The following is a 17152-nucleotide window of genomic DNA, read 5'->3' as shown; positions in this document are numbered from 1 at the left end:
GATACTATTGGGCAGGACAGCGATGAAGCGGAAGAATTTCACCCGGCGTCCAGGCTGCGCGGTCGAGGCCACGCTCGACCTGATCGACGGCAAGTGGAAGGGCGTCATCCTCTACCACCTGCAGGGCGGCAGCCGACGGTTTGGCGAGCTGCGCAGGCTGATGCCCGGCATCACGCAGCGGATGCTGACCAAACAGCTGCGCGCGCTCGAGGAGGACGGGCTGGTCATCCGCAAGGTCTATGCCGAGGTGCCGCCGCGGGTGGACTACAGCCTGTCGGACGTGGGCGAGAGCCTGCGGCCGGTGATCGAGGTCTTGCGGACCTGGGGCGAGCGCCACCAGGACCGGCTGTCCTGCGGCCCCGTTGCCGAGACCATCGAAACGCCGCATCCGTCGGCCTGAGCTTGGCCGCAACCGCCGTTCCGCCTATATCGAAGGCGCCATTCTCCAGGATTTTTCGCATGACGTTGATTCGCACTTCCGTGGTCCTGCTGCTGTCCCTGCTGGCCGCGTCTCCGCTCGCGGCGCAGGACCGGCGCGTGCCGCAGTCCCAGGCCGAGCTGCGGCTGTCCTACGCGCCGATCGTGCAGCGGGTGCAGCCGGCGGTCGTCAACGTCTACGCCGCCAAGGTGGTGCAGAACCGCAATCCCTTCCTCGACGATCCGGTGTTCCGCCGCTTCTTCGGCCTGCAGGGCGGCCCGCAGGAGCAGATGCAGCGCTCGCTCGGCTCGGGCGTCATGATCGATCCCACGGGTCTCGTCGTCACCAACGTCCACGTCATCGAGGGGGCCGACGAGGTGAAGGTGTCGCTGTCGGACAAGCGCGAGTTCGAAGCCGAGATCGTGCTGAAGGACAGCCGCACTGATCTTGCGGTGCTCAAGCTGAAGGGCACCAAGGAGCAGTTTCCGACGCTCGACCTCGCCAATTCCGACGACCTCATGGTCGGCGACATCGTGCTGGCAATCGGCAATCCGTTCGGCGTCGGCCAGACCGTGACCCACGGCATCGTCTCGGCGCTGGCGCGCACCCAGGTCGGCATCACCGACTATCAGTTCTTCATCCAGACCGATGCCGCGATCAATCCCGGCAATTCCGGCGGCGCGCTGGTCGACATCAACGGCCGCCTCGCCGGCATCAACACCGCGATCTATTCCAAGTCGGGCGGCTCGCAGGGCATCGGCTTCGCCATCCCGGCCAACATGGTCCGCGTGGTCGTGGCCTCGGCCAAGAGCGGCGGCAAGGCGGTGAAGCGTCCGTGGCTTGGCGCGCGGCTGCAGGCGGTGACGCCGGAGATTGCCGAGAGCCTCGGCCTGCGCTCGCCGACCGGCGCGCTGGTGGCCTCGGTGGTGGCGAACAGCCCGGCGGCGAAGGCCGGCATCAAATCGTCGGACCTGATCGTGTCGATCGACGGCCAGACCGTCGATGATCCCAATGCGTTCGACTATCGCTTTGCGACGCGTCCGCTCGGCGGCACGGCGCAGATCGAAGTGCAGCGCGGCGGCAAGCCGGTGAAGGTCGCGGTCGCGCTGGAGACGGCGCCGGATACTGGGCGCAACGAGATGGTCATCAACGGCCGCTCGCCGTTCCAGGGCGCCAAGGTCGCCAACATCTCACCGGCGGTCGCCGACGAACTGCATCTCGATGCCGACACCGAGGGCGTGGTCATCCTGGAGCCGGGCGACGGCACCAGCGCCGCCACCGTCGGCTTCCAGAAGGGCGACGTCATCATGGCGGTCAACAATCAGAAGATCGCCAAGACCGCCGATCTCGACAAGGCCGCGCGCGAGTCCGCCCGCATCTGGCGCATCACCGTGCTGCGCGGCGGCCAGCAGATCAACGTCACGCTCGGCGGATGAGTCCGAAGCGTCCCCAGGGAGGACCGAGCCTCTTCGCCGCGGCGGGGATGGAGCACGATGCGCCGCGGCCGCTGCCGGAGCGGCTGCGTCCGCATCAGCTCTCGGACGTCGTCGGACAGGATCACATCCTGGGTCCCGACGGCGCGCTGACGCGCATGCTGGAGACGCGCACGCTGGGCTCGCTGATCTTCTGGGGCCCGCCCGGCACCGGCAAGACCACGGTGGCGCGGCTGCTGGCCGACGCCACCGAGCTGCATTTCGAGCAGATCTCCGCAGTGTTCTCCGGCGTCGCCGACCTGAAGAAGGTGTTCGACGCCGCGCGTATCAGACGCGAGACCGGGCAGGGCACGCTGCTGTTCGTCGACGAGGTGCACAGGTTCAACCGGGCGCAGCAGGATTCCTTCCTGCCGGTCATGGAGGACGGCACCGTCGTGCTGGTCGGCGCGACCACCGAGAACCCGTCCTTCGAGCTCAACGCCGCTCTGTTGTCGCGCGCGCGCGTGCTGGTGTTCCAGTCGCTCGATGCCGCCGCGATCGAGAAGCTCTACAGCAACGCCGAAGCGGTCGAGGGACGCAAGCTGCCGCTCGACGAGGAAGCGCGCGCCGTGCTGATCCGCATGGCCGACGGCGACGGCCGCGCCGCGCTGACGCTCGCGGAAGAAGTCTGGCGCTCCGCGCGCAAGGACGAGATCTTCAATGCCGTGCAGCTGCAGGACATCCTGCAGCGCCGCGCGCCGATCTACGACAAGTCGGCCGACGGCCACTACAATCTGATCTCGGCCATGCACAAATCGGTGCGCGGCTCAGATCCGGATGCGGCGCTGTACTACTTCGCGCGCATGCTCGACGCTGGCGAGGACCCGCTGTTTCTCGCCCGCCGCATCGTGCGCATGGCGGTCGAGGACATCGGCCTCGCCGATCCCCAGGCGCTGGTCATCGCCAACGCCGCCAAGGACGCCTATGATTTCCTCGGCTCGCCCGAAGGCGAGCTCGCGATCGCCCAGGCGGTGATCTACGTCGCGACCGCGCCGAAATCCAACGCCGCCTACAAGGCGTTCGGCACCGCCAAGCGGGTCGCGAAAGAGGGCGGCTCGCTACTGCCGCCGAAGCACATCCTCAACGCGCCGACCAAGCTGATGCAGGGCGAAGGCTATGGCGCCGGCTATCAGTACGACCACGACGCCCCCGACGCGTTTTCGGGGCAGGACTATTTCCCGGAAGCCCTCGGAAGGCAGCAGTTCTACGATCCCCCAGAGCGCGGCTTCGAGCGCGAGATCCGGAAGCGGCTGGACTATTGGGCGAAGCTGCGCAAGGAGCGCGGCGGGTAGCTGTAACGCGATACGCCAAGGCTCGCTCAGTGCACCTCTCCCCGCTTGCGGGGAGAGGTCGGATTGCATCGAAGATGCAATCCGGGTGAGGGGGGCTCTCAGCGAGTTCGGTGTGAGTGGAGAGTCCCCCTCACCCCAACCCTCTCCCCGCAGGCGGGGCGAGGGGGCGCACCGCCCGAGGGGTAAAGAGCGCGCGCCTAACTCAAGTCGGCGCGACCTACTTCCCCGTCTGCACGAACTCCAAAATCTCCCGCGTCAGCCGGTCGTCGTCCGTGTTGATCGCATACACCTCCGACATGTGGCTGTGCTGCGGCAGCATCACCGCGCGGGCGCAGCCGCTCGCGCGCTTGCAGGCGGCCTGCTTCAACAGGTCGAACTGCTCGACGAAGCGGGGCGGATCGAGTTCGGCGGAGGCGATCATCAGCGGCAGCGGTGAGGCCTGCAGCCCGGCCAGTGCGGAGCGCTCCTTGAAGCGCGACGGGTCGGTGCCGAAATAGGCCATCTCCTGATCGCCGAGCGGCGTCGCGGTGAGATCGTAGACGCCGGAGACCAGGATCGCACCGGCGAGTCCGCCGCCGCCGACCTTGTGGAATTCGGGACGCGCGACGTAGGTCGCGACGTGCACGGCGCCCGCCGAATGGCCCATCAGATAGATGCGCGCGGGATCGCCGCCGTTCTCGGCGGCGTGGGCGGCCACCCATTGCACGGCGCTGGCGACGTCCTCGACACCAGCCGGCCAGGGGAATTTCGGCGCCAGGCGGTAGGTGATGTTGACGCCGACAAAGCCGTTCTTCGCCGCCCACAGCATGATGTTGTCGTAGAACGGGCTGTCGGGCGTCGTGCGCTTGTTGCCGCCGATGAAGGCGCCGCCGTGGACGAAGATCAGGATGGGGCGGGGCGCGGCGGCGCTGTCCGGCGTGAAGACGTCGAGCAGATTGCGCTCGGCGGTGCCGTAGCGGACGTCGCGCTGAACCTTGACGCCGGCGTAGGGTTCCTTGGCCTGCAGCGGCGCGTAGATCGCCACGGTCTTTGGCGGGTCGATCGCCCGGCCGATCTCGATCAGCTTCCAGGCGATGTCGTCGGGCATCGGGCTCTGTTGCGCCCGTGCGCTGCTCAGCGCCAGCGTGGCGGCCAGGATGGTCAGGGCCAGTCTCGTCAGCGTCATTCCGTCAGCTCCGATCACGTCCGATTCGCGAGGGCAGGCGCCTCGCCGGGCCGATGTATCGCGATTTCGCCGTGACTGGCAGGGGCTTTTGCGATAGGCACCTCGCATGAGCCGCCGCATCAAGCGAACCCAGACCCGATCCGACCGTCCCGCCGACCGCCGCAAGAGCGAGCGGCCGAAGGCCGAAGCTGCGCGTGGCGCGGCCGCGCCAGCCAAGCGTGCGCCGGCCAAGCGCGAGGCGGGGCCTCGCAGCGAGTCTGGGCGCGGCAAGAGCGAGCGCGTCCGCGCCCCGCGCGAGGATCGTCGCGACACGTTCGAGCCGCGCGGTCAGCGCGTTGCCGGCGGCAAGCCCGTGCGTTCCGGTGCGGAGCGACCCGAGCGCAAGCCGCCCGCGGCGCCGCCGCCGAAGAAGCCCGAGCCGGAGACCGCGCTGCTGCCGACCAAGGTGCAGACCGTCGTGGTGACGGCCGACGAGAACGGCATGCGCGTCGACCGCTTCCTCGAAGCACGCTTTCCGGGGCTGTCGTTCTCCCACATCCAGCGCATCGTCCGCAAAGGCGAACTGCGGGTGAACGGCAAGCGCGCCGATAGCAAGGATCGCCTGGAGGAAGGCCAGAGCGTGCGCATTCCGCCGCTCAAGCTCGATGCGCCGAAGGAGCGCGGCGGCCTCTCCGAAGGCGAGCGCAAGACGCTCGAGAGCCTAAAGGCGATGACCTTGTACGAGGATGACGACGTGCTCGTCCTCAACAAGCCCGCCGGGCTCGCGGTGCAGGGTGGCTCCGGCATGACGCGCCACATCGACCAGATGCTGGAGGTGATGCGCGACGCCAAGGGCCAGAAGCCGCGGCTCGTGCACCGCATCGACCGCGAGACCTCCGGCTGTCTCTTGGTCGCCAAGACCCGCTTTGCCGCGACGCATCTGACCGGCGCGTTCCGCCATCGCTCCGCCCGCAAGGTGTATTGGGCGCTGGTGGCCGGTGTGCCCAAGCCGAAGCAGGGCCGCATCTCGACCTATCTCGCCAAGGAGGAGAGCGAGGACGACACCATCATGCGCGTCGCCGCGCATGGCGACGAGGGCGCCAGCCACGCCGTGACCTATTACGCCGTGGTCGAGGCCTCGGCGAGCAAGCTCGCCTGGGTGTCGCTGAAGCCGGTCACGGGCCGCACCCATCAGCTGCGCGCGCACATGGCCCATATCGGCCATCCCATCGTCGGCGATCCCAAATATTTCAACATCGAGAATTGGGCGCTGCCCGGCGGCCTGCAGAACCGGCTGCATCTCTTGGCGCGCCGCATCGTCATCCCGCATCCGCGCGGCGGCGTGATCGACGCCACAGCGCCATTGCCGCCGCACATGCTGCAGTCCTGGAACCTGCTGGGGCTGGAGCACGACCGCTTCGACCCAATCGAGAACGCGCCGGAGGAGTGAGCGGGTCTGGAGCGCTCAGCCTCTTTGTTCGACGAGTTGAACGCCCGCGTCCCGCAGCGCGCCGAAGATGTCTTCGATGTCTTCCGGCGGCATGTCCAATCCGCACAGCGCGTTCAATTCGTCGAAGGTGAGTTCGCCATCGGGCTCGCTCATCGCGATCAGTTGGCGAATGATGTCCGACACCGTCATGCTTATCCTCGTTTTGGGAGCCTCTACCCAAATGGAGGAGAGTCGGTTTTCGTCCTGGCCCTCTAGTTCCTGAACTGCTCCAGGAACAGCCGCAGCGAGTCATGCGGCGTCTCGACGTCCAGGATGACCCAGCCGTCCGGTCCCTTCACGACGATGAAGTTCATCGTGATGCGTCGGCCCTGGTTGTCGAAGCTGGCGGCGACATAGGTCTTGTCGAACTGCCTGCGCAGGATCGCGATCGTAACCGGGCCGAGTTTCCAGTGCGGGCTCTGCACCAGGAAATCGTAGGGCTCGTGCCGCGGTGCCGTCCAGGCTTTCGCCAGGCTGGGGTCGAAGAACTGCCGCGCCGTTTCGGACGTCCGCGGCAGCCCGCCGGAAAACTCCGGCGCGCCCCGGCCGTAATGGGCATAGACGTTGCGGACCAGCGATTCCGGCGTGCGGAAGCCGGCCGCGGCCGGGACGGCGCTGCCGATCAGGACGAGGACGGAGAGCAGGGCGCGCATCGGCGGCTCGCATTTCAAGCGGATTGGCCTTATCTACCCGCAAACCACGGATCCCGTGTGATCATCCCGCAAGAGGGCCGGAATTCATATGCGTGAGCTGTTTGACGAGGTTGTCGGCCGGTCGCCGCTCGATCCGCAGGAATCGGCGCGGCAGGCGATGCGCGTGCCGCTGCGCAAGCGCTTCTACAAGGAGGCCGGCACGGCCGCGGCCGAAGGCGGCTTCCACATCACGCTCGACGGCCGGCCGATCCGCACGCCCTCGGGGCGTCTCGTCGTCGTTCCCGTCGCGGAGCTGGCGGAGGCGGTCGCCGCGGAGTGGCAGGCCCAGGGCGAGAGCATCAATCCCACCACCATGCCGCTGACGCGCTTCGCCAACAGCGTCGTGCAGTCGGTGGTCGACCGCACCGGCGAGGTGCGCGAGGACATCGCCAAATACCTGCAGTCCGACCTGCTGTTCTACCGCGCCGGCCACCCTGAGGGGCTGGTCGCGCGCGAGGCCGAACTGTGGGACCCGGTGCTGGACTGGGCCCGCGACAGCCTCGGCGCGCATTTCATCCTGTCCGAGGGCATCATGCACGTGACCCAGCCGGACGCCGCCGTGCAGGCGGCGCGGGATGCGCTGCCGACCGGCGCCTGGGCGCTGGCGGCTGCACATGTCGTGACCACCGTGACCGGCTCGGCGCTGCTGGCCCTGGCCCTCGCCCATGGTGTGCGCGATGCCGACCAGGTCTGGGCGGCGGCCCATGTCGACGAGGACTGGAACGTCGCGCAGTGGGGGGCCGACGAGGAGGCGGTGGCCCGCCGTGCTGCCCGGCAGATCGACTACGAGGCCGCCATCCGTATTCTCCAGGGGGCTGGCGTCGCGCGCTGAGGCCGGTTAACGCCGGGTTTAGGGCGAGCCGCTAGGCTGCGCGCGTAACCCGAGTACGCGTATGGTCCAGAGCATCACCCCGTCGCCGTCCGTCAGCGCCCCCCGCAGCGTGGGAACCGCAGCGTCGGGCACGACGGCAACCGTGACGGCCGGAACCACGCTGCAGGCCGGTACGCTGCTCAGCGCCAGGGTGCAGCAGGTGCTCGCCGAGAATCTGGTCCAGGTCGCGATCGGTAACCTGTCCGTGGAACTCGCCAGCGAGCTGCCGCTGCAGGCCGGCCAGAGCGTGCAGGTCGCGGTCTCGCAGACCCCGCTCGGGCTGCAGCTTGCGATCGTCGGGCAGGGCAACGGCGCAGCAGCCGGAACCAGCGGCACCCCGACGCCCGCCGCCACCGTGGTCGACGTCACCGGCCGCCTCGCGCCGACCTTGACCCCGCAGCCTGATCCGCTGACCGGGCTGGAGCGGCTCGCGCTGTCGATCGCCAGTGAGGAGGCGGCGACCCGCCAGGGCAGCCAGGGCCAATTGTTCGCCGACCTCCAGGCCGTCGCGGACTCGCCAAATCTGCCGCCCGCCTTGCGTGCCGCCGTCGCGCAGGTGCTGGCGCAGCAGACGCAGCTGTCGCCGGCGCTGACGGCCGAGGATGTGCAGAATGCGGTCCAGACCTCCGGCCTGTTCCTGGAATCCTCGCTCGCCAATGGCAGTGCCGGCACCGGCGCGCCCGACCTCAAGGCGGCCCTGATCGTGCTGCGCCAGACGCTGGCGTCGGTGCTGCAGACCGTCGATCCCGGCACGACGGCGTCGACGGCGCCGGCCCCCGGCGGCTCCTATGCCGCGGTGCTGTCCGAGGCCGGCCGTGCCGCAGCCGCCCAACAGCAGGCCGCCGCGCCCTCGCTGGTGCCTGACATCGACATCGAGCTGCTGCCGCAGCCATTGACGACGGCAACCGGCTCGGCGCTGATCGAGACCCTGACTCAGGCCAAGGGGCAATTGCTGACACCGGGCACGGCGCTCGCCGTGCTGCAGGAGGCCCAGCAGCAGATTCCGCGCGCCGCCGGCCTCGTGCCCGGACGCAATGCCAATGGCCGCGGCGACGCGGTGGTCCGCACCAACCCACCGCCCCCGCCTTTCCGCGGCGGCGCGCCGGTGCCGCAACACGTCGCGACGCCGACCCTCGGACCGGACATGCCGCTGCCGGCGATTGCGCACCGTCTGCTCGACGAGACCGACCAGGCGCTGTCGCGCCAGACGCTGCTGCAGGTGGCCTCGCTGCCCGATCGTCCCGACGCGTCCGGCGCGCGCAGCGATCCGGCGCAGCCGCGCTGGAATTTCGAAATTCCCTTCGCCACCCCGCAGGGCACGGCGATGGCGCAGTTCGAGATCGCGCGCGACGGCGGCACGCAGGCGCCCGACGCCGCCAAGCGGAGCTGGCGCGCGCGGTTCTCGCTCGACGTCGAGCCCGCCGGCCCGGTGCATGCGCTGATCAGCTTCAGCGCCGAGCGCACCTCGGTGCGGATGTGGGCGGAGCGCCCCGTGACCGCTGCGCGCCTGCGCGCCGGCCTCTCCGAGCTGAGCCAGGCGCTCAGCCGTGCCGAACTCTCGCCCGGCGATCTCGTGGTGCAGGACGGCGCGCCGCCGGCGGTCATGCCGCCCAGGGCCGGTCACTTCCTGGATCGCGCGCTATGAGCATCGACGTGAAGGCCGCCAACAAGACCCAGCTCGCCGTCGCCCTGCATTACGACAAGGGCCAGGGCGCGCCACGCGTCGTCGCCAAGGGCAAGGGCACGATCGGCGCCAAGATCATCGAGGTCGCGAAGGCGCACGACATCCCGATCGAGGAGAACGAGGTGCTGGCCGGCGCGCTGTCCAACGTCGAGCTCGGCGACGAGATCCCGGAAGAACTCTACAAGGCGGTCGCCGAAGTGCTGGTGTTCGTGCTGAATCTCTCACGGCCGATGCGCTGACCCAGCGCGATTTTGTGACATCCGTCGTGCTACGATGGCCGGCGCCCTGTGATAGGGAGGGGCAGCACTGACGGAGACACCGATGCCCCAGATCAACCGCCGCCGGGCGCTTGGCCTTCTTGCTGGCGCCAGCCTGTTGCCAGCGCGCGCACTGGCGCATGTCGCGCCTCAGCGCAGCGAGATCCGCGATGCGCTGGCGAAGCGCTTCACCGACGACGGCACCAAGGGCACCTTCGTCGCCTACAAGGTCGAGGAGTATCTGGTCATCGCCAGCGATCCCGAGCGCTCGGGCGAGGGGAGGCTGCCGGCATCGACCTTCAAGATCGCCAATTCGCTGATCGCGCTGGAGACCGGCGTCGTCGCCGATCCCGACAAGGACGTGTTCAAATGGGACGGCGTCACCAGGTCGATCGAGGCGTGGAACAAGGATCACACCCTGCGCAGCGCGATCGCGGTGTCGGCGGTGCCGGTCTATCAGGAAATCGCGCGCCGCATCGGTCCTGAGCGCATGCAGAAATTTCTCGAGGAGTTCGACTACGGCAATCACGACATCGGCGGCGGCATCGATCAGTTCTGGCTGACCGGGGCGTTGCGGATCGATCCGGTGCAGCAGGTCGATTTCATCGATCGCCTGCGCCGTGGCACGCTGCCCGTCTCGAAGCGCAGCCAGGATCTCACCCGCGACATCATCCCGACCGTTCAGGTCGGGGATGCCGTCATTCATGCCAAGTCCGGCCTGCTCGGCAAGGAGCAGGGCTCGCTCGGCTGGATGGTCGGCTGGGTCGACAAGGGGGCTCAGCCGACCGTGTTCGCGCTCAACATGGATTGTGCCGAACCGCGCCACATCGCGTATCGTATGACCTTGGCGCAAGCCTGCCTGAAGGACATCGGCGCGCTGTGAACGCGTCACGGAGTAGGGTGGGCAAAGGCGCGTGGCACGCAGTTGGTTGTTGATGGCAGTGTCACGCGCCGTGCCCACCGTCTTGCCCGACGCACGAGCGGCGGTGGGCACGGTGCTCGGCGCGACGCAAGCGTCGCTCCTGCGCGCCTTTGCCCACCCTGCGATTCCCTTGCGCGAAGCGACGAAGCAATCCAGGTTCGCGCAGGTCCGGCGGCTGGATTGCTTCGCTTCGCCGCTTGCTTTGCTCGCAATGACGCCGATAGGTCGCGGGCCTACCGCCGCGACAGTTCGAGATCGACGGCGGTGATCTGCGCGCCGGCCGGCCGGATCGAGACCGTCTGCCGTTTGCCGCTGGTGGTCAGCGACAGACCCGCCGAAAACGTCTGGCCGCGCGCCTGCGCCTCGATGCGATTGCCCGACGCCCGGCCTTCGATCGTGCCAGAGGCGTTGTGGGCCGCTTCGGTCCATTGCCCGGAAATCGCGCCGCCGCGATAGGCGACGTCGCTGGAGAGATCGATGTTGTAGCTGTCGCTGGCGCAGCGGATGTTGAGCCGCAACTGCTCGCCGGCTCCGCCGACGTCATAGGCGGCGCGGCAGCGTAGCCGCTCCTGGTTGCCGTCGGACGTGCTCAACACGCCGCCGCCGGTCCAGGAGCCCTCCAGCCCCCGGAACGGCGAAGCGGGCGCGGCATGGGCCGCGCTGCCCAAAACGAGGGCGGTCAGCAGCGTGGGGATCGCAAGGCGAGAGGCGCGCATCATCGGGCTCCGTTTCATCGTCGAAAAGCGAGCGACAACGCAGCAACACCGGATACGTTCGATGTGTCACCTCAAAAATTGATCCAAATCGTTCTATTCTTGTCACGACAGTTTGAACAACGCGCGCAGGAAATCCGTCACGGCCCGGCGCGCCGCCTCCGCGGTGGCCGGGTTGCCGCCGACATGCGGATCGAACTCCACGCAGGCATCCTGATAGGTGAAGGGCTGCCCGGTCTCGGCGTTCATCAGCATGCCGCCGTCGCCTTCCTTGATGCGGCAATTGCGCACGGTCTGCGCCTTGGTCGCGACGGCGAGCATGTTGGCGCCGAGCAGGCCGAGATCGAAACCGTGCGGCGAATCCGGATATTCCGTCAGCGTGACGTCACGGCCCGCAGCCGTCAGCCGCTCGACGAAGGCCTTGCAGGTCGCCACCGGGTTGTAGTCGTCCGGGCCGCCGTGAAAGATCCGGATCGGCCGCGCCACGACGTCGGTGTCGGCGAGATAGGTCGTGGCGCAGTCCGGATAGAACGGAATGTAGGCGGCGAACTGCAGCCCGGACGTATTCCAGCGCTTGTGGAAGCGTTCGAGGCTGGCATACAGCGCGGCTTGGCCGCCGCGCGAAAATCCCATCAGCACAATGCGCTCGGGATCGACCCGCGGATGCTTCGCCAGCACGTCGAGCGCATGATAGATGTCCATGATGAAATTGAGCCGGCCGAGCTGCGCCTGATTGGTGCTGGTCGTGGTGATGCCGCGGCCGGTGAAGCCGTCGATCACGAAGGTCGACACTCCCATCGCGTTGAAGGTGCGGCTCCAGGCTGCGATGTTGGCGCCGACGCCGCCCGAGCCGTGCATCAGCACGACGACCGGGAGCCTGCCGCTGCCCTGCGCCACGCGCAGCTCGCCGACCACCGTGACCGGCTTGCCGCCGTCGTCGCCGGAGAGGAACTGCCGGTCCGATAGCGTGAGCGAGGGGATCGCATACATCTCGATGCGGGCGGGCACATCCGTGGTGATGCCTTGTGCATCAGCGCTGCCGACGGACGCGATGCCGAAGGTCGCGATCACCGCCATGGCGGCCGCCGCGATCGTGCGGATGGAGCTACGACCGGCGCGAACCGTAGCGCATCCGAGATCGAGGTACATGCGCGCGGCAGGTCTTGCCGGCCCGGCATCAACGTATCGCTTCATGACCGTCCTCCTGGCTCGCCGCTTGTTTGCGCGGTGTTGGCACCGAGTAGAACGAGCGGGCGCGACACTGTCAAACCGCCGCGCGAGTTCGGCGCAGCACGGCGGTGGACAACGCGGGGCGTGATGCAATGCGGGGTCTTGCTAACGGGAACGAACGGATACAAAGCGCGCCCGCGCACGGCGCCGCGAGATCACAACAGCATGCAGCAGTCTTGGAAATCGGCTATTCGACAGGTTCAAACCTGCAGGAATGGTCGCAGGAGCCGAGAGCGTTGAGGTCCGAGCGCGCCGTGGCGTGGCCGGACCGGCGTTCTGCGGCGACGGGCCACGCGAAATTCACGGGCCGCAGCGTCGTCGTGTAATGTGGTGCGCGGGTCGTTTGCTGCTGTTGGGCCGGCCCGGGGCGAGAGCGGACGCGTGCAGAGTTGGACATGAGGGCGATAGCAGAGCTGTTTCGAGGCCCGGTCGTGGTTGCGGCCTCGGCCCTGTCGCCGGCGGATGATGGGCTGTTTCTGGAGGAGCGGGCCCACGTCCAGGCCGCGGTCGCCAAGCGGCGGGCCGAATTCGCGACCGCGCGGATCCTGGCGCGCAAGGCGCTGGCCGCGCTCGGGGCTCCCTCCGTCGCGCTGGTGCCGGGGCCGGATCGCGCGCCGGTGTGGCCGCCGGGCTTTACGGGGAGCATCTCCCATTGCACCGATTACTGCGCTGTCGCCGTGGCGCGGAGCAGGGACGTCGCGTCGCTCGGCCTCGATGTCGAGGACCTGCGTGAGCTCGATCCGTCGATGCACGATCTCGTGCTCACGCCGGCGGAGCGGAACTGGCTTCGCGCCCAGCCGGCAGCGTTGCAGCCGATGCTGCCGATCGTGATCTTCAGCGCCAAGGAAGCCTACTACAAATGCCAGTATCCGATCACGCGCGGCTTCCTGGATTTCCAGGATGTCGAGCTCGGACTCGCATGGGCGACGGGCACGTTCGAGGCGCGCGTGTTGAAACAGGGGTGGCCGGCCGCCGTTGCTCGTCTTGACGGGCGATTCCTCATTGCCGAGGGGCGGGTTGGCTGCGGCGTTGCGCTCGCGCCGGACTGATGGCCCGATGCAGCCCAGGGTTGGGCCTGACGTTTCTCGTCGGCGCAGCGTCAGTACGTCGCGCCATCGATCTCTCGGGAAAATCTCCATCCTGCGCGCTGGTTACCGCATGCGCTAAACATGATGCGCCGCAAACATCGCGAAATCACGCTTGACATGTTTAGTCGGCCTCAATCTACTAAACAAAATACTTAACTCGGACTGTCGATCCGGGGCCATGGGGAAACGCTTGCGGCTCGCGCTGTCGTTGTGACGGCGCTTTTCTGCCGCGGGTAGCGAACCGCCGTCACCTGCAGCAGACAGGGGCGGCGTCAACAGGGAGGGAGTGCCAGATGAAGTTGCTGCAGACATTTGCACTGACGGCGACGATCGCCGCCGCCGCGGCGCTGGGCGCATCCGCGCCGGCGCGCGCCGAGGGAAAATCAATCACCTTGTGCTGGGCTGCCTGGGACCCGGCCAACGCGCTGGTCGAACTGTCGAAGGACTTCACCGCCAAGACCGGCGTCGCCATGAAGTTCGAATTCGTGCCATGGCCGAACTTCGCCGACCGCATGCTCAACGAGCTCAACTCCAAGGGCAAGCTGTGCGACCTGATGATCGGCGATTCCCAGTGGATCGGCGGCGCCGCCGAGAACGGCCACTACGTCAAGCTCAACGAGTTCTTCGACAAGGAAGGCATCAAGATCACCGATTTCATGCCGGCCACCGTGGCCGGCTATGCCGAATGGCCGAAGGGCTCGCCGAACTACTGGGCGCTGCCGGCGATGGGCGACGCCAATGGCTGGACCTACCGCAAGGACTGGTTCGCGCGGCCCGAGATCAGGGAAGAGTTCAAGAAGAAGTTCAGCCGCGAGCTCGATGTGCCCAAGACGCAAGCAGAGCTGAAGGACATCGCCGAGTTCTTCCAGAAGCGCCAGATCGACGGCAAGACCGTCTATGGCGCGGCGATCTTCACCGAACGCGGCTCGGAAGGCATCACCATGGGCGTGACCAACGCGCTCTATCCGTTCGGCTTCAAATATCAGAACCCGAACAAGCCGTATGACATGCAGGGCTATGTCAATTCCGACGACGCGGTGAAAGGCCTCGAATTCTACAAGGCGCTGTACAAGTGCTGCACGCCGCCCGGCTATTCCAACGGCTACATGCAGGAAGGCCTCGATGCCTTCAAATCCGGCCAGGTCGCGCTGCAGATGAACTGGTTCGCGTTCTTCCCGGGTCTCTACAAGGACCCCAATGTCGGCGGCGACAGGATCGGCTTCTTCGTCAATCCGGCGCAGAAGGAGAAGGGCTCGCAGCTTGGCGGGCAGGGCATCTCGGTGGTGGCCTATTCGCCGAACCGCGCCGAGGCGCTGGCCTATATCAAATGGTTCGCCTCGCTCGACACCCAGAAGAAGTGGTGGTCGCTCGGCGGCTATAGCTGCCACAAGGGCGTGCTCAACGATCCCAATTTCAAGACTACTGCGCCGTTCGCCGCCGATTTCCTGGTGGCGATGGACCAGGTCGTCGATTTCTGGGCTGAGCCGTCTTACGCGCAGCTCTTGCTTGCCATGCAGAAGCGCGTTCATGACTACGTCGTTGCCGACCAGGGCACGGCCAAGGGCGCGCTCGACGGGCTGATCGCCGACTGGACCAAGGTGTTCAAGGAGGATGGCAAGCTCTGACGCCGCAGCACCTCGCAACGACACGCGATGTGCCAAGACAATCCCTCCGGCAGGCGCGGCCTGCCGGAGCGGACCACTCCGCCCAGCGCCAGCCTGAAGCAGCCCAGTGAAGCAGTCCCTCGCATGACCGACCAAACCGGATTGAGCGGCCTCGTCGACCGCGCCGCGCTTGTGACGCCGCCCGTCGTGGCGCGGCGCATGCGCGGCCTCTCCGAGCGCGCCATCGCCTGGCTGTTCATCACGCCGACCATGCTGCTGCTGCTCGCGATCAACATTTTTCCTCTGATCTGGACCATCCGGCTGTCCTTCACCAACTACCGCGCCAACCGGCCGAATGCCGCCGTGCTCGATGTCGGGCTCGCCAACTACCAGTCGATCCTGACCGATCCCGATGTCTGGGCGGCGATGACGGTGACCGCGCGCTTCGTGTTCTGGTCGATCCTGATCCAGACTGTGCTCGGCTTTATCCTGGCCTGGCTGATCGACAAGAAATTCCGCGGACATGGCCTCTGGACCACCTTGATCCTGTTGCCGATGATGCTGTCGCCGGCGGTGGTCGGCAATTTCTGGACCTTCCTCTATCAGCCGCAGATCGGTCTGTTCAACTACGTCATTTCAGCGGTGACCGGCGCGCCGGCGTCGTCGTTCCAGATGCTGGCGCAGGTGCCGCTGGCGCCCTGGGCGATCGTCATCGTCGACACCTGGATGTGGACGCCCTATGTGATGCTGATCTGCCTCGCCGGCCTGCGCTCGATCCCCGACTACATCTACGAGGCGGCCGAGGTCGACCGCGCCTCGCCGTGGCGGCAATTCTGGTCGATCACCTTGCCGATGGCGCTGCCCTTCATCATGCTCGCGGTGCTGTTCCGCGGCATCGAGAACTTCAAGATGTTCGACATGGTCAACCTACTGACAGGCGGCGGGCCTGGCTCGACCACCGAGGTCGCCTCGATCACCCTGAAGCGCGAGGCGTTCGAGAAGTGGCGCACCGGCTATTCCTCGGCCTTCGCCATCATCCTGTTCGTCACCGTGTTCGGCCTCGCCAATATCTACGTCAAGGCGCTCAACCGGGTGAAAAACCGATGACCGGCCTCGTCTCAGCCCATTCTGTGGTCGATCCGTCGCCGCTGACCAAGCGGATCGCTGCGATCGTCGTGATCGCCTATGCGCTGATTACTTTGGTGCCGCTGCTCTGGATCGTCATGACCGGCTTCAAGTCGCCGTCGGATGCGATCGCCTATCCGCCGAAGCTCGTTGCCGAACCAACCCTGGAGGGCTATTGCAACCTGTTCACGACGCGCAGCCGGCAGGCGCCGGAGTACATGGCCAAGCTGCCGCCGCCATCGAGCCTGTGCGATCGCATCTCGCGCGACCGCAACATGGTGATCGCGGGTCCCTCGAACTACATCCCGCGCTACGTGAACTCGCTGGTGATCGCGTTCGGGTCGACCGCGCTGTCGGTCGTGCTCGGCACACTCGCGGCCTATGCGTTCTCGCGCTTCAAGGTGCCGCTGAAGGACGACCTGATGTTCTTCATCCTGTCGACCCGGATGATGCCGCCGATCGCGGTGGCAATCCCGATCTATCTGATGTACCGCGAGCTCGGTCTGTCCGACACGCGGCTCGGGATGATCCTGCTCTATACCTCCGTCAACATCTCGCTCGCGGTCTGGCTGCTCAAGGGCTTCATGGACGAGATTCCGCGCGAGTATGAGGATGCCGCGATGGTCGACGGTTACACCCGGCTGCAGGCCTTCTTCAAGGTGGTGCTGCCGCAGGCCACCACCGGTATCGTCGCCACCGCCATCTTCTGCCTGATCTTTGCCTGGAACGAATATGCCTTCGCGGTGCTGCTGACCTCAGGGACGGCGCAGACCGCGCCGCCCTTCATTCCGATCATCATCGGCGAGGGTGGTCAGGACTGGCCGGCGGTCGCAGCGGGCACCACGCTGTTCCTGATCCCGATCGTCGTGTTCACCGTGCTGCTGCGCAAGCATCTGCTGCGCGGCATCACCTTCGGAGCGGTGCGCAAATGAGCGGAGTTACCCAGAACACACAGGCCGACGTCGCCGCTACGCGCTGGCCGCGGGTGCTGCGGCGCGGCCCGATGGAGACGGTTGCGACGACCCTCATCGCGGCCGGCGTGCTGATGCTGCTGCAGCCGTTCGCGCTGGTGCTCTACACCTATTCCTTCGTCACCACGCTCGCCGGCGTCGTGATGTTCACCATCGTCTCCAAGTTTCCGGACTGACGCC

The 17152-nt window shown here is 67.1% G+C and carries 18 protein-coding genes; 13 read left to right on the top strand and 5 right to left on the bottom strand.

All coding sequences use genetic code 11. The features are described 5' to 3' along the window. Nucleotides 1-22: 22 nt before the first annotated feature. The 3 genes from ACQR1B_RS11840 to ACQR1B_RS11830 are packed head-to-tail and all read left to right on the top strand — an operon-like array spanning nt 23 to nt 3182. Nucleotides 23-400, top strand: coding sequence for a winged helix-turn-helix transcriptional regulator (locus ACQR1B_RS11840; protein ID WP_434831932.1), 378 nt, complete (start codon nt 23-25; stop codon nt 398-400). Nucleotides 401-459: 59 nt separating this feature from the next. Then, nucleotides 460-1854, top strand: coding sequence for a DegQ family serine endoprotease (locus tag ACQR1B_RS11835; RefSeq protein ID WP_434831933.1), 1395 nt, complete (start codon nt 460-462; stop codon nt 1852-1854). Beyond that, nucleotides 1851-3182, top strand: coding sequence for a replication-associated recombination protein A (locus ACQR1B_RS11830; RefSeq protein WP_434831934.1), 1332 nt, complete (start codon nt 1851-1853; stop codon nt 3180-3182). Before ACQR1B_RS11835 ends, ACQR1B_RS11830 begins: the two co-directional genes overlap by 4 nt. Nucleotides 3183-3399: 217 nt before the next feature. On the opposite strand, the gene ACQR1B_RS11825 is transcribed toward ACQR1B_RS11830, so the two are convergent. Beyond that, a complete protein-coding gene (locus tag ACQR1B_RS11825) occupies nt 3400-4347 on the bottom strand; it encodes an alpha/beta hydrolase (protein WP_434831935.1) in 948 nt (315 codons plus the stop codon). Nucleotides 4348-4453: 106 nt separating this feature from the next. On the opposite strand from ACQR1B_RS11825, the gene ACQR1B_RS11820 reads away from it, so the two are divergent. After that, nucleotides 4454-5776, top strand: a complete 1323-nt coding sequence (locus tag ACQR1B_RS11820; protein ID WP_434831936.1) for an RluA family pseudouridine synthase — start codon at nt 4454-4456, stop codon at nt 5774-5776. Nucleotides 5777-5791: 15 nt separating this feature from the next. Here the strand turns inward: ACQR1B_RS11820 and ACQR1B_RS11815 are convergent, their stop codons facing one another. Then, a complete protein-coding gene (locus ACQR1B_RS11815; RefSeq protein WP_434831937.1) occupies nt 5792-5965 on the bottom strand; it encodes an RNA polymerase sigma factor region1.1 domain-containing protein in 174 nt (57 codons plus the stop codon). Between the two features lie 62 nt (nt 5966-6027). Next, entirely contained in the window at nt 6028-6468 is a 441-nt protein-coding gene (locus tag ACQR1B_RS11810) for a hypothetical protein (protein ID WP_434831938.1), read from the bottom strand. 88 nt (nt 6469-6556) lie between these two features. On the opposite strand from ACQR1B_RS11810, the gene ACQR1B_RS11805 reads away from it, so the two are divergent. The 4 genes from ACQR1B_RS11805 (at nt 6557) to blaOXA (ending at nt 10202) form a co-directional block, all read left to right on the top strand. Then, nucleotides 6557-7339 (top strand): ATP12 family chaperone protein, encoded by a 783-nt coding sequence (locus ACQR1B_RS11805; RefSeq protein ID WP_434831939.1) that lies wholly within the window; start codon nt 6557-6559, stop codon nt 7337-7339. Between the two features lie 61 nt (nt 7340-7400). After that, nucleotides 7401-9023: a flagellar hook-length control protein FliK gene (locus ACQR1B_RS11800; RefSeq protein ID WP_434831940.1), complete on the top strand. Its 1623-nt coding sequence runs from the start codon at nt 7401-7403 to the stop codon at nt 9021-9023. After that, a complete protein-coding gene (locus ACQR1B_RS11795) occupies nt 9020-9301 on the top strand; it encodes an EscU/YscU/HrcU family type III secretion system export apparatus switch protein (RefSeq protein ID WP_434831941.1) in 282 nt (93 codons plus the stop codon). Before ACQR1B_RS11800 ends, ACQR1B_RS11795 begins: the two co-directional genes overlap by 4 nt. An 82-nt stretch (nt 9302-9383) precedes the next feature. Then, complete coding sequence (gene blaOXA, locus ACQR1B_RS11790; RefSeq protein WP_434831942.1) at nt 9384-10202, top strand: OXA-1091 family oxacillin-hydrolyzing class D beta-lactamase; 819 nt, start codon at nt 9384-9386, stop codon at nt 10200-10202. 272 nt (nt 10203-10474) lie between these two features. Here blaOXA and ACQR1B_RS11785 read toward each other — a convergent pair whose 3' ends face one another. Together ACQR1B_RS11785 and ACQR1B_RS11780 are read right to left on the bottom strand one after the other, a co-directional pair. Beyond that, nucleotides 10475-10960, bottom strand: coding sequence for a hypothetical protein (locus tag ACQR1B_RS11785; protein WP_434831943.1), 486 nt, complete (start codon nt 10958-10960; stop codon nt 10475-10477). 99 nt (nt 10961-11059) lie between these two features. Further along, on the bottom strand, nt 11060-12148 hold the full coding sequence (locus ACQR1B_RS11780) for a dienelactone hydrolase family protein (protein ID WP_434831944.1): 1089 nt from the start codon (nt 12146-12148) through the stop codon (nt 11060-11062). A gap of 431 nt (nt 12149-12579) precedes the next feature. Here ACQR1B_RS11780 and ACQR1B_RS11775 point away from each other — a divergent pair, with 431 nt between their 5' ends. The 5 genes from ACQR1B_RS11775 to ACQR1B_RS11755 all read left to right on the top strand — a co-directional run bounded on the left by ACQR1B_RS11775 (nt 12580) and on the right by ACQR1B_RS11755 (nt 17148). Further along, nucleotides 12580-13233 carry a 4'-phosphopantetheinyl transferase family protein gene (locus ACQR1B_RS11775; RefSeq protein WP_434831945.1) on the top strand — a complete coding sequence of 218 codons (654 nt, stop codon included), beginning with the start codon at nt 12580-12582 and terminating at the stop codon, nt 13231-13233. Between the two features lie 332 nt (nt 13234-13565). Next, nucleotides 13566-14897 (top strand): ABC transporter substrate-binding protein, encoded by a 1332-nt coding sequence (locus tag ACQR1B_RS11770; RefSeq protein ID WP_434831946.1) that lies wholly within the window; start codon nt 13566-13568, stop codon nt 14895-14897. Between the two features lie 123 nt (nt 14898-15020). Beyond that, nucleotides 15021-15983 carry a carbohydrate ABC transporter permease gene (locus tag ACQR1B_RS11765; RefSeq protein WP_434831947.1) on the top strand — a complete coding sequence of 321 codons (963 nt, stop codon included), beginning with the start codon at nt 15021-15023 and terminating at the stop codon, nt 15981-15983. Continuing rightward, nucleotides 15980-16933, top strand: a complete 954-nt coding sequence (locus tag ACQR1B_RS11760; protein ID WP_434831948.1) for a carbohydrate ABC transporter permease — start codon at nt 15980-15982, stop codon at nt 16931-16933. Before ACQR1B_RS11765 ends, ACQR1B_RS11760 begins: the two co-directional genes overlap by 4 nt. Further along, on the top strand, nt 16930-17148 hold the full coding sequence (locus ACQR1B_RS11755; RefSeq protein ID WP_434831949.1) for a hypothetical protein: 219 nt from the start codon (nt 16930-16932) through the stop codon (nt 17146-17148). The genes ACQR1B_RS11760 and ACQR1B_RS11755 overlap by 4 nt, the downstream gene beginning before the upstream one ends. The last annotated feature ends 4 nt before the right edge of the window (nt 17149-17152 follow it).

This window comes from Bradyrhizobium oligotrophicum (assembly GCF_051168495.1).
GTDB lineage: Bacteria > Pseudomonadota > Alphaproteobacteria > Rhizobiales > Xanthobacteraceae > Bradyrhizobium > Bradyrhizobium oligotrophicum_A.
Note: the sequence above shows the minus strand (reverse complement) of the source record. Positions and strands in the feature narration are given on the sequence as shown.